At 65.3% G+C, this 12575-nt stretch carries 10 protein-coding genes; 4 read left to right on the top strand and 6 right to left on the bottom strand.

Annotated elements, in window-relative coordinates:
- The first annotated feature begins 19 nt into the window (after nucleotides 1-19).
- From ACZ0BA_RS09510 to ACZ0BA_RS09495, 4 genes are all read left to right on the top strand, one after another.
- Nucleotides 20-409, top strand: coding sequence for an OsmC family protein (locus tag ACZ0BA_RS09510; protein WP_463451036.1), 390 nt, complete (start codon nucleotides 20-22; stop codon nucleotides 407-409).
- A gap of 153 nt (nucleotides 410-562) precedes the next feature.
- Nucleotides 563-988, top strand: coding sequence for a post-PEP-CTERM-1 domain-containing protein (locus tag ACZ0BA_RS09505; RefSeq protein ID WP_463451035.1), 426 nt, complete (start codon nucleotides 563-565; stop codon nucleotides 986-988).
- Nucleotides 978-2390 carry a PA domain-containing protein gene (locus ACZ0BA_RS09500; RefSeq protein WP_463451034.1) on the top strand — a complete coding sequence of 471 codons (1413 nt, stop codon included), beginning with the start codon at nucleotides 978-980 and terminating at the stop codon, nucleotides 2388-2390. Before ACZ0BA_RS09505 ends, ACZ0BA_RS09500 begins: the two co-directional genes overlap by 11 nt.
- 121 nt (nucleotides 2391-2511) lie before the next feature.
- Nucleotides 2512-4098 (top strand): RecQ family ATP-dependent DNA helicase, encoded by a 1587-nt coding sequence (locus tag ACZ0BA_RS09495; protein WP_463451033.1) that lies wholly within the window; start codon nucleotides 2512-2514, stop codon nucleotides 4096-4098.
- On the opposite strand, the gene ACZ0BA_RS09490 is transcribed toward ACZ0BA_RS09495, so the two are convergent.
- Genes ACZ0BA_RS09490 through ACZ0BA_RS09465 form a run of 6 tightly spaced genes read right to left on the bottom strand, consistent with a single transcriptional unit; the run spans nucleotide 4064 to nucleotide 12557 of the window.
- Nucleotides 4064-5230: an esterase-like activity of phytase family protein gene (locus ACZ0BA_RS09490; RefSeq protein WP_463451032.1), complete on the bottom strand. Its 1167-nt coding sequence runs from the start codon at nucleotides 5228-5230 to the stop codon at nucleotides 4064-4066. The genes ACZ0BA_RS09495 and ACZ0BA_RS09490 overlap by 35 nt on opposite strands.
- Before the next feature lie 47 nt (nucleotides 5231-5277).
- The gene (locus tag ACZ0BA_RS09485) at nucleotides 5278-6771 is read right to left on the bottom strand and encodes a DUF3526 domain-containing protein (RefSeq protein WP_463451031.1); all 1494 of its coding nucleotides are present in this window, start codon (nucleotides 6769-6771) and stop codon (nucleotides 5278-5280) included.
- Nucleotides 6768-8225, bottom strand: a complete 1458-nt coding sequence (locus ACZ0BA_RS09480; RefSeq protein ID WP_463451030.1) for a DUF3526 domain-containing protein — start codon at nucleotides 8223-8225, stop codon at nucleotides 6768-6770. Before ACZ0BA_RS09480 ends, ACZ0BA_RS09485 begins: the two co-directional genes overlap by 4 nt.
- A 10-nt stretch (nucleotides 8226-8235) precedes the next feature.
- Nucleotides 8236-8940, bottom strand: coding sequence for an ABC transporter ATP-binding protein (locus tag ACZ0BA_RS09475; RefSeq protein WP_463451029.1), 705 nt, complete (start codon nucleotides 8938-8940; stop codon nucleotides 8236-8238).
- 19 nt (nucleotides 8941-8959) lie between these two features.
- Nucleotides 8960-11263, bottom strand: a complete 2304-nt coding sequence (locus ACZ0BA_RS09470) for a TonB-dependent receptor (RefSeq protein ID WP_463451028.1) — start codon at nucleotides 11261-11263, stop codon at nucleotides 8960-8962.
- A gap of 22 nt (nucleotides 11264-11285) precedes the next feature.
- Nucleotides 11286-12557 (bottom strand): GTP-binding protein, encoded by a 1272-nt coding sequence (locus ACZ0BA_RS09465; protein ID WP_463451027.1) that lies wholly within the window; start codon nucleotides 12555-12557, stop codon nucleotides 11286-11288.
- Between the last annotated feature and the right edge of the window lie 18 nt (nucleotides 12558-12575).

The following is a 12575-nucleotide window of genomic DNA, read 5'->3' as shown; positions in this document are numbered from 1 at the left end:
GTCGCCAGGGAGAATGATCATGGCACAAGGCGTCGCACGCATCGGCAGGGATATTTATAAGACATCGATCGAGGTCGGCGGCCACGCGCTGACCGGCGACGAGCCGCCGCGCAACGGCGGCGCCAACGCGGGGCCGGCGCCGTACGATTTCATCCTGGCCGGGCTCGGCTCGTGCACGGCGATCACCTTGCGCATGTACGCCGACCGCAAGCAGTGGCCGATGGAAGCGGTCGACGTGGCGCTGCACCTGGCGCCCGCCGCCGACGGCGCGTTGCAGATCAAGCGCGTGCTGACCTTCCACGGCGCGCTCGACGCCGGTCAAACCGCCCGCCTGGCGGAAATCGCCGAAAAGACCCCGGTGACGCTGACGTTGAAAAGCGGCCTGCGCATCGATACCAGCGTCGCCTGACGCCGCCCGACCCCGTCTTGAGCTGGATCAGCGAACCATCACGCCTGAAGCGGAACAAAGTCGAACCGCGCCTCGTCTAACAGAGGCAAGTTGAACCATATCCTGGTTTTTGTTCGATTCGATGTTCTGACTGTTCTTACCAAAGGGCTTGATATGAACCTGATTAAACTTCTGGCGGGACTGCTTGGCGTGGCCGCCAGTTGCAGCGCCACCGCCTCGCCGCCCGCCGCCAACGGCGTCATGGAATTTCCCAACGTAAGTGTTGTCGCGCAGCCGACGCCCGAGCACGGACGAGCGGCGCCGCCGCAGCCCGGCATGATGGGCTACAAGGACCCGGCCACCGGACAGTTGACGGCCCCGACACCGCAGCAGGCGGCCGCGCTGACCGCGCCACCCAAAGGCCCGGCCACCGCCGGCACCCCCGCAAGGCCGGCACTGACACGTCCCAAGCACGGCGGCGTCGCCATGAAGCTCGAGGAACGCCACGAGCGCTATGCGCTGGCGCACAAGGACAGCGACGGCAAGGTCACCGAGATGTGCGAAGCGGACGGCAAGCTGGGAGAACATGATGAAAAATAAACTTATCGCCGTATGCGCCGCGCTGGCCATGCTGTGCTCGGCGGGCAGCGGGGCCGCCGCCACCATCACCATCGTCAACGGCGATCCGGCCGGTGTCGGCTTCAACGACCCGACTCCGGTTGCGCCGGTCGGCGGCAACACCGGCACCACCCGGGGCGCGCAGCGCATCAACGCCTTCCAGGCGGCGGCCAGCATCTGGGGCGCGACGCTCGAGAGCAGCGTGCCGATCCGCGTGCTGGCGACGTGGGAGGCCTTGCCCTGCAGCGACACCGGCGCCGTGCTCGGGTCTGCCGGCGCCTTGCAGGTGTTCGCCGACTTCCCCGGCGCGCCGCAGCCCAACGCCTGGTACAGCGAAGCCGAGACCAACAAGCTGGTCGGGTTCGACACCGATCCCGAGCAGCCCGAGATCCGCGCCCGCTTCAATGTCAATCTGGGTGAGCCGGGCTGCTTCACCGGCTCGCCGTTCTACCTGGGGCTGGACAACAACCATGGCCCGCTGATCGATCTGGTGAGCGTGCTGCTGCACGAGTTCGCGCACGGGCTGGGCTTCCAGACCTACACCGACGACGCCACCGGCGAGCTGCTGGCCGACATCCCCAGCATCTGGGATTATTTCCTTCTGGACAATGCTACCAACAAGCTGTGGAAGGATATGAGCGACGCCGAGCGGGCGGCTTCGGCCCGGCGCTCCGGCCGCCTGGTGTGGAGCGGCCCGATCGTCACCGAGGCGGCGCGCATCGTATTGCGGCCTGGCTCGCCGTTGCTGACGATACTGTCGCCGTCGCGGGTGGCCGGTATCCAGCGCGTCGGGGTCGCGCAATTCGGCCCGCCGCTCAGCAGTCCGGGCGTGACCGGCGAAGTTGTCCCGGTGGTCGACACGCCGCCCAATACGGGCCTGGCGTGCACGCCGTTGTCGCCCGCTAACGCCCGCGCTGTCCGGGGCAAGATCGCGCTGATCGATCGTGGCGTGTGCACGTTCGTCGAGAAGGTCAAGAACGTGCAGGACGCCAGCGCCATCGGGGCCATCATTGTCGACAACATGGCGGGCTCGCCGCCGCCGGACCTGGGCGGCAGCGATGCGACCATCGTCATTCCGGCGGTGCGGATTTCGCTGGAGGATGGCACGGCGCTGAAGGCTGTGCTGGCCACGCGCTCGCGCACCGGCTCGGGCCTGTTCGCCAACCTCGGCCTCAATCTGGCGGTACGTGCGGGCACCGATCTGGCGGGCAGGGTGTTGATGTATGCGACCGATCCCAATCAGCCGGGGTCGTCCGTATCGCACTACGACATCAGCGCCATCCCCAACCAGCTGATGGAGCCATCCATCAACCAGGACCTGCCGCACGAGGTCAAACCGCCGCGTGACCTGACCTATCCATTGCTCAGGGATATAGGCTGGTGACCAAGGCGACAGTCGCCAGCATGCGGCCCGGCCCAACACGCTCGGGCGGTGTGCTGGCGTACATACCGGAATGGCGTCCTTGTCTACTCTTTCCGCAGTCCCGGTTAATAGAAAGAGTGTCATGGCAGCCCCCAAAAACAAGCAAATCAACGACCTTCTGCGCAAGGTTTTCGGTATCGAAGCGCTACGCGATGGCCAGCGCAATGTCATCGACAGCGTGCTGGCCGGCCAGGATACGCTGGCCGTCATGCCGACCGGCAGCGGCAAGTCGTTGTGCTACCAGTTGCCGGCGCGCCTGTTGAAGGGCGTGACGGTGGTGGTCTCGCCGCTGATTTCGCTGATGAAGGACCAGGCGGAGAAGCTGGAGGAGGCGGGCATCGCCAGCGCCGCGCAGATCAACAGCAGCCTGTCGCGCGGCGACGAACTGGCCGCGCTCGAAGGCATCGAAAGCGCTGACAAGGATATCGTCTTCTGCACGCCGGAGCGGCTGGTGACACCGGAGTTTTTGACGCTGCTGAAAAATAGCGAGATCGCGCTGATGGTCATCGACGAGGCGCATTGCATCTCGCAATGGGGCCACGATTTCCGTCCGGCCTATCTGGAGATTGGCGCCGCGCTCGACGCGCTGGGCCGTCCGCCGGTGCTGGCGCTGACCGCCACCGCCACCGACGGCGTGATCGCCGACATCCGGGCGCAATTGGGCAGGCCGCGCATGGCGGTCATCAACACGGGCATCTACCGCCCCAATCTGCATTACCGCGTGCGCCAGGTGACCAATCCCGGCGAGAAGGACGCCCAGGCGCTGCAACTGGTGCGCGAGAACCCCGGCGTCGGCATCATCTACGCCGCCACCGTCAAGGCGGCCGAGGAAATGTACGAGATGCTGCGCACCGCCGGCGAGAGCGTAACGCTTTACCACGGCAAATTGAAGGCGCATGAGCGCAGCGAGAACCAGAATCTGTTCATGAGCGGTGAGCGCCGCGTGATGGTGGCGACCAACGCCTTCGGCATGGGCATCGACAAATCCGACACGCGCTTCGTCATTCATCTGCAGGTGCCCGCCAACCTGGAGGCCTACTACCAGGAGTCCGGCCGCGCCGGGCGCGATGGCCTCGACGCCGAGTGCACGCTGTTGTACTACCATGCGGACAAGCGCCTGCAGCAGTTCTTCCTGATCAAACACTATCCGTCCGCTGACGAACTGAGGGCGGTATATGACGCGGCCGTGGCCTGCGAACAGCCCACCTTTACCGAGGCCGATCTGAAACCGCGTCTGGAGCAGCTCCCCGCGAGCCAGCTGAAAATCTGCCTGAAAATGCTCAAGGACGGCAAGCTGCTGAAGCGCAATAGCAAACTGGCCTACCTGCCGGCGAAGCAGCCGAAGGGACCCCCGAAAATGGCGGAGTTCGAGCGCATGGCGCAAGTCTACGTGGACAAGCATGAGCGCGACCGCGAAGGTCTGGAACAAATGGTGGGTTATGCGCAGAGCGGCTATTGCCGCTGGAAGCTGCTGCTGGATTACTTCGGCGACCTGTCGCCGGGCTTCGCGCGCTGCTGCAAATGCGACAACTGCCTGTCGCCGCCGTCGATCCAGGAGAGCGGGCCACTGCTGGCGGCAGACGCCGACCCGGCGCCGGCAGCGCCGCCACCCGCGTTGTCGGCGCAGGTGAACGCTATGGGATCAGCTCAAACAGCAGCAGTTGCGTAACCTGGTCCTTGCCGAAATTGTCGTCCGAGATCAGCACCAGGCTGGCGTGGCCGTTCGCCAGCACCGGGCCCAGTGAGATGCCTTCCAGGTTGTCCACCCGTGGCAGCTGAAGCTCGTTCACGTCCAGCACCAGGCGTTTTTTCAACAACGTGTATTTGGCGCCGTTGAGGCTCGCCAAGCCCTGGATATCGCTGGCGCCATCGGTGGTGATTTCGTAGATGCGCACGAAATCCTGGAACGTGCCATCGCTGGCCTGGACGCCCGAGCGTTCCATGACCAGCACGCGGGTGTCGCTGAGGGCGAGGATCTCCGAGATGCCGTTGTCGGCGAACTTGCCCTTGCCCGGCGACGCGGGAATCGCATCGAGCGGGTAGGCGAACTGCCCGAGCACCTTGCCATCACGGCCGAAGCGGGTGATGCGATTGACCGCGCCGGTAAGTGGGTCAGGCAGCGGGCCATCCTGGACCATCGGGCCTTCCATCGACACCCACAGCGAGTTGCCGTCCGGCGCAAAGCTCAAGCCTTCGAAACTCTGGTTGTTGCGTGGTCCGGACTTGCCGTCCGAGGGAACGTCGAACATCGCCGGTAACGGCAGCTCCGACAGAAAGGCGCCATCGGCTTTGGCGTGACGCACGAACGGCGGCAGGCCGGCGGGAACATCGCCTTCGCTGGTGTACCAGATGCTACCGTCGCGCGGATCGACGCGCATCGATTCCAGGTCGGGCACCACGCCGCCGTGCCGCTTGAAGTTCTCCTTGGACGGGTAGGCTTTGCCGTCCGGCTGCAGCAGCGTGGTGACGCTGGTCAGTTCGACGGATTTAAACGATTTTTCATCGTACACAAGCCGGCCGCGATAGTAGCGCGCCGGATTGTGCTCGGAACGGTCGTCCGACACCATCACCCAGTCGCCACGCGACGCGTCGTAGTCGATGCCGGACAGGCCGCCGACCATCGTGTCATGGAACTGCACGCGCCACGGCAACCGCTGCTCGCCGATGAAGCGCATCGACGAGACGGTATCGGGCGTGGTTTTGGCCGTCGGCAGCTGGGCGCAGCCGCCCAGCGCCAGAAGCAGCGATAGTGCGCCGGCGAGGGGAAGGATGGACCGGCGGGATGAGTGGTGAGCCTTCATGTTCTCTTGTCGTAATCAGCAAAGGCAGCAGTATAACGGAGCCGGCGCTAGCCTCCGCGAATACGCAGCATCAGGCCCGCCGCAAGCGCCAGCAGCGCGGCGATCCACACCGGCAGCGCCGCCAGCTGCGCCGGACCGTCCGGCGCCCGCGCCAGCTCGGCGGAGGCGTTAAAGCGCGGCACTTGGTCGAAGTCGCGGAAGCCGTAACCACCAAGACAGGCGGCGGGGCAGGGCTTGCGTTCGTCGCCCAGCGCCGCCAGCTGGATCACGCGCTGAAAGTAGTCGCGCAGGCGCAGCTGGTGGTCCTGCACCTCCGCCATGAATCGCCGATGGCGCTCACCGTCGTTGCCGGCGATGTCCGACAAGGTTTGATAGACAAGCGTCACCGGACTGAATACGATCGCCTGCTCGAACAGCGCTTGCTGGCGCATCCTTGCCTGTTCGAACTGGCGGTCGACACCAGCCATGACGCGTTCCAGTTCCTGCGCACGCTGCAACCGCGACACGCTCGACGAGACCTTGGAAAGCGGCGTGACCGACGGCTTCCATTCCGGATGGCTGTCGTAGAAGCGCGCCAGGCTGCCGAGTTTATCGGCGTTGACCTGATCACCGGCGTCGCGCAGCGCCTGGACGTAGCGTTCCCGCACCGGCACCGGCGCCCCGATCTGGATGGCGGCCGTCATCGCGCCCGGCAGCAGCACCGCCAGCATCAGCCATGCGCCGAAGCCGGCGAATGCGGCGGTCATGCGGTTGCCGCATACCGCGCAGATGACGATGGTGACGGCCGCCCAGAACATCGAATACAACAGAACCACGGCGGCCCACGACGCCAACGCCGCAATGCCGGCGCCATCAACCGGTATGATGCCGGCGGCGAGCGCGGTGATGGTCACGGCCAGCACCAGCACGAGGCTGGCCGACATCGCGCGCGCCGTGACCTGCGCCGCCAGCATGCGGCCGAGGCGCACGCCTTGCAGCCGCAAGGCGCGCAGGCGATGGCTTTCACGGTCCTGCGTCAGCACGGAGGTGCATAGCGCGAGCAGCATCAATGGCCACAGATAGACCACGAAGAACATCAGGTCGAAGCGGCCGACGGCCAGGCGGCCCGGGTGTTCGATTTCCAGCGCGGTACGCGCCGTTTCCATCGATTCCGCGCGCACGCGGACGTAGGACGGCAGAAGATCGGCCTGGCCGATCGCCAGCGCGGCGCCGGGGACCTCTGGTTTTCCCGCGAAGCCGACATGTGCGCGGAAGGCGTAGCCGCGCACATCGATGGGCGTCTTGTACCATTGCAGCGCGCTGAATTCGGGCGCCGCCGGGTTGGCGAAGTAGCGCTTTGCCAGCGCCTTGGCTTCAGCGCGGGCGGTGAGCTCCTGCGCTGCCGCGCCGGCCACCGCACGCCGCTGGTCGCGTTCGAAACGCGCCCCTTCGAACAGGCCGAAGCCGGCCAGCGCCAGACCGACCAGCACCAGGGCGATGGTGCCGCGCTCGCGCAACTGGCTGCGCAAGTCGTAAGCGATCAATGTCAACATCTGTTTCATCGTAAGTTTCCGCTACGTAGATGGCGCAAGCCGGCGCCGCACAGCAGCAGGCTTGCAGTGAAAAGTGCGATCAGGGGCAGGCCCTGACGCAGCGCCAGCGCTTTCAGGTCGAGCGCCTCGAAAGTGAATGTGAACGGCGGTATCTTGTCCCACAGCGCCTGGTCGCCGTCGTGTCGCACGCCGTTTTCCTCAGGATGTTCAGTGATCGCCTGGTTCAACACTTCCTGCATGCGGCGTCTTTGCCGCTCGGCGCCATCGACAAATTGCAGGTGGTGGTTGGTGTCGCTGCCCGCCGCCGCGCTGGACAGCCCGGCCATCGCGACCGCCGGCGACAGCCACCCGGCCAGCGCCGCAGCGTCGCTTTGCCTCCGCATCGCGTCGAACAGGCGGCCGTAATGTTCGTCGAAAATGCGGTCGCCGTGCTGTTCTCCGCGTTGCAGGCTGATGCCCGCCCAATTGACCGGCAGGTCCTTGACGTCCTTGACGCCATATTCACGCAGCAGTTGCTGCTTGTCGCGTTCCGCCTGTTCGGGATCGTCGGGCATGCCGAGCGCCGCGTCCATGCTGGCGCGGAACTGCTGCATCGTCGGCAGCGGCGCCGCCATCCGCGACAATTCCACCGCCGCGCGCGGGACCACCAGCGTGGTCGCTGCCCACAATCCGATCAACACCGCCAGGCTGGCGCGCAGCGTGGACGCGCGCGCCGACACGGCGGCGATCAAGGCAGCCCAGGTGCACAGGTAGACCAGATACCCGGCGCCGAACAGCAGCACGCGCACAAAGCCGTCGCTAAATGGATTGCGCGCCTGCAGCGTCCAATCCAGCACGCCGACTGCGATACAGGCCGGCAGCACCAGTACCATGGCGAGGCAAAGCAGCACCGCACCGCGCGCCAGCGCCAGTGCGCCCAATGGCGCGGCGTTGATGCGCAGCGCTGCCAGTGTGCCGCGTTCGCGCTCCGCCGCGAACATGCCGAAGCCGAGGAAGATCATCGCCATCGGCGCCAGCACCTGCAGAACAAAGGCGGGGTTGAGCCGGAACTGGCGCGTGACGCCCGGTTCGTCGTTGGCGGGGCGGTAAACAAGTTCATTCTGCTTGTGCGCCTCCAGCCACACGCTGGCGCCGACGTAGTGTTCCACGCCGGGATCGAGCGCCGCCAGCGCGGACAGCGGTTTGAAGACATAGACGCCGTAATGGGCCGCCGAATGCGGATACTTTTTGCCTTGCTGCGACCAGCGTTGTTGCTCCGCTTGTTGCGCGATTGCGCGACCTTCAAGCGTGGCACGCAGCTCCATCGATGATAGCAGCGCCGCGCACACGGCCAGCGCCAGGCCGACGCCGGCCACCAGCCACACGCGCCAGTCGCGCCGGCGCTCGCGCCAGTCGGCCTGCCAGGCGCCGTGCAGCGCCCGCAGCCACTTCCGCCACCGCTGCCGGTTTGATTGATCATCCATCGACTGCATGTCAGGCGCGGCCGGCGAGGATGCCAAGGTAGTTGCGTTCAAGTTCACCTGCATTCAGTTCTCCCAGTTTCCATTCACCGGCCAGACGGCCGCCCACCAACATGCCGCAGCGGTCTGCCAGTTCCTGCGCGCGAAACAGATCGTGCGTCGCCATCAGGACGGCGGCGCCGTCGTCGGCCAACGCCCGCACCAGTTCACCGAAGGTCACGCTGGCCTCCGGATCGAGGCCGGAGGTCGGCTCGTCGAGCACCAGGACCTGGGCGCCCTTGGCCAGCGCCATGACGATGCCGACTTTTTGCCGCATGCCTTTCGAGTAGCCGGAGGCCATGCGGTGCCACGCGTGCTCCGGCAGGCCGGCGCGTTCCAGCAGCGCCTCGATCTGCTGCCGGCGCGGCTTGCCGCCCAACAGACGCATGAAGAATTCGACATTTTCCACGCCGGTCAGACGTTCATACAGCGCCACGTTTTCCGCGATGTAGGCGGCATGCCTGACCGCCGCGCGTGCCGGCGGAAGGTTGGAACCGGCCAGCCGGATGCTACCGGCGTCGGCGTCGACAAATCCCAGCAGGCAGCCGATGGTGGTGGATTTGCCGGCGCCGTTGGGACCCAGCAGCGCGTAAATCTCGCCCGCTTGCACATGCAGATCCAGGCCGTCGACCACCGTCCTGCCTTCGTAGCTTTTGCTCAGTTTCTCTATATGTATCATTCGTGCTCTCTCCTGTATCCTAAAAAACGTAGCGCATCTCCGCGAACAGTGTCCGGCCCGGGTAGGGATGCATCTGGTAGGCACGATTGTTATTCAGGTTGTCGATGCCGACGGCCAGTTCAGTGCCGACAACAGGCTTGAACAACAGCCGCATATCCACTTGGCTGACGCGCGAGATGGCGCCGTAGACATCGGTGTTGTAGTCGGCGTTGTTCATCTCGTTGTACTGTGCGCCGGAATAGCGGTAGGTGGCCGATGCGCTCCACTTGGTGCCCGGGGCGTAGGTCAGGGTGGTGGCGCCGCGCACGCGCGGCACGCGAGTCCAGTTCTTGCCGACGGACGGCTGGTAGTTGGCGTTTTCCAGTATCGTCGATTTGCTGAATGCGATGTTGGCATCCGCGCTGAGCCCCCGCACGCCCAACTGATCGATCTGCGCCACCAGCTCCAGCCCGCGCGTGCGCACCCTGCCGACGTTGGTCACATTGGTCACATTGGGGAAGACGTTCAGATTGAGCTGACTCCAGATGGCGTCGCGCACATCGTCCTGGAACAGCGATGCGCGCAGCGTGCCGAAGGACGCCCTCTGTTCCGCCATCAGTTCAAGCGCGTTGGAGCGCTCCGGCTTCAGATCGGGATCGTTGACGACAATGGCGCTGCCCACCGCGGTACCCTGGAACAGCTCCGCGACGGTGGCAAAGCGCGTTCCACGGCCTGCCGACAGGCGCAAGGTGGTATCGGCTGTGGCGTCCCAGCCCAGGGACAGCTTGGGCGACCAGGCCTGGGCGCTGCGGCTTGGGTAGTTTTGTGTGGCGCCAGGGATGCGCTGCGCGCCGTTCCTGGCTTGCCATGACTCCGCCCGCAGTCCCAGGTTGGCCTGCCATTGCGGCGCAAAGCGCCACGCGTCCTGTCCATACATTGCCACGATACGCGTTTCGCCACCGATGAACTGCGTCTGCGGGCCGTGGGCGTTACGCCAATCGGCCGTGGCCACGGTGGATTGTTTGAGCTTGTAGTCGTCCGCGTGCAGGCCGAATGTCAGCGCGTGGGCGCCGCCGGTCCAGTCGCCGGGGGAGGGCGAGTAGGTGGTTTGCACGTCGAGCGAATTGAAGCCGCTGCCGTCGCGCAGCACGGCGTTGCCCGCGCCGCCGCCCGCCGCAAACGGATCGGCGCTGCCGGCGTTGCGCTGCACGTCTTCGAGGATGCGGTAGGCGCTGGCCGATACGCGGGCGCTCCAGCCTTCGCTGTAGCGGGTCTTGACGGTCAGGCCGGTCTGCGCGTGGCGTTCGTCCCGAGTGTACGGCGCGAAGGCTGCGACGGGGATGACGAAGACATTGGCGCCATCGCCGACCCGCCCGGACCAGACGGTATTGCCGGCGGCATCGCGCAGGAAGCTTTGATTGCGCGTCACGCTCTCATTGCTCCACCAGGCGACGAAGCCCTCCGCGCTCACGCTGCGATTGAAGTCGTAGCCGAAGGTAGCCTTGACGGTGTTCTGCTTCGTATGGTCGATGGCGCCGGTATTGGCGCCGAAAATCGCCCGCGTCGTGCCGAACGGGCCGTTGTCGTAGCGAATGCCGGTGACCGGGGTTACCGCGCCGGCGCCCGCCGGCGCAGCGAAGACGCCGGCGGCGTTGGCCGTAGCGGTGTAGTAGCCCATCGGCTGGCTGGTCGAATCCTGATGGTTGACCATCAGTTTGTACCATAGTCCCGACGCCAGCTTGTCGCCGATCAGCGCCGACCCTTGGTAGTTGCGGTAGTGGTCTTTAAGTCCGTATTGGTCGAAGGACTGGTCCTGCATCGCCACCCGCACCGAGCCTTCGAATTTAGTCGGGCGGCTGGTGGTGATGGCGATGGTGGTGCCGATGGAGTTGCCGGGATAGAGCGCCGAGAAGGGACCGTACAGCACATCGACGCGCTTCATTTCCTCCGGCGCGATCATGTTCCAGCGTGGCGCATCGAAGCGGCCGAGGAAGTTCGACAGCAGGTAACCGTCCATCGTCACCAGCGCGCGTGGCGCCTGCGTGGTGGAGAAGCTGCGGCCGCCGACCAGCGCGTTGCGGTCGCCGCTATAACGCTTGCGGATGGTCATGCTGGGCAGATTGCGCAGCGCGTCCTCCGGATTGAAGATGTTTTGCTGCTGTCGCAGCTCCTCCTGGGTCTTGGTGACGCTGGTGGTGGGCAGGTCGGGATCGAGCGTGCCGCGGGTGCTGTTGATGGTTACCGTTTGCATGGCTGCGTCGACGATGTTGCCGGCAAAGGCGTTTGGGCAGGCGGCTAGGGCGAGCGAGATCGCCGCCGCCAGCGGTCGTGTTGTTGGTTTCATTGTCAGGGAAAGTAAAAAGAAATCAGGCGTGCGCGGTTTCTGCTGCTTCTTCGTCTTCGCGGCTCCAGTCCGGGAAGGGATCGGTGTAGCCGCGCCACGTCAGCAGGCCGGCCGCGAATTCGACGTCGTTCAACACGCATGCGTTAAAAGCCGCTTCGATCGCCTCGCGGCTCATGCCACGGCCGATGAATACCAGCTCGTTGAGGCGGTCGCCGTACGGCTCCTCCCAGATCGCCTCGATCGCCTGGCGGTCCGGATCGCCCGGGGCAGGCCAGTGCGCCTTGTCGCTGGCGGCCCACCATTGCCCCACCGGCTCCACGGCGGCGATCCGGCCGGCGCGCGAGTACGCCACCGCCCAATCGGGACGGCTGGCAAGCCAGATGTAGCCCTTGGCGCGGATCAGGCCAGGCAGCGCCTCGTCGAGGAAGCTGTTGAAACGGTCCGGGTGCAGCGGCTTGCGGCTGCGGAGCACAAAACTGTCGATGCCATATTCCTCGGTCTCGGATAAGTGTTCGCCGGCCAGCTCGCGCGCCCAGCCGGCCATCTGGCTGGCCTGCTCCAGGTTGAATTTTCCGGTGCCCAGTATCGTATGCAATGGCACGTTGCCTTTCCCGGCATGGACGATGGCGGCCGTCGGATTGAGCGCCTTGATGACGGCGCGCACTTCGTCCAGATGCGCCGGGCTGACCAGATCGGATTTGCTGACGACGATGACGTTGGCGAATTCGATTTGCTCGGACAGCAGCGCTGCCAGCGTGCGGTCGTCGCCTTCGCCGGCGGTCTCGCCGCGCTGGGCCAGGAAGTCGGTGCCGTGATAATCCTTCAGCAGGTTGAGCGCATCAACGACGGTGACCATCGTATCGATGCGCGAGACGTGGTTCAGCGAGTCGCCATTTTCATCCTCAAAGTCGAAGGTGGCCGCCACCGGCATCGGTTCGCCGACGCCGGTCGACTCGATCAGCAGATAGTCGAAGCGGTTTTCGGCAGCCAGCTTGCGCACCTCCAGCAGCAAGTCCTCACGCAAGGTGCAGCAGATGCAGCCATTGCTCATCTCGACCATTTTCTCCTCGGTGCGGGACAATGCGGCGCCGGCGTTTTCAGCGCCCTTGCGCAGCAGCGAGCCATCGATATTGACCTCGCTCATGTCGTTGACGATCACCGCCACGCGCAGGCCTTCCCGGTTGGCCAGGACATGATTGAGCAGCGTGGTTTTGCCGGCGCCCAGGAAGCCGGAAAGCACAGTGACGGGAAGCCGGTAATCCGGATGGGTGGGACGATGCGAAGCGATAGGCATGGGAACAACTCACTGAAA

This window comes from Duganella sp. AC917 (genome assembly GCF_979258245.1).
The sequence above is the reverse complement of the archived record's forward strand: the minus strand, read 5'-3'. Positions and strand labels throughout refer to the sequence as shown.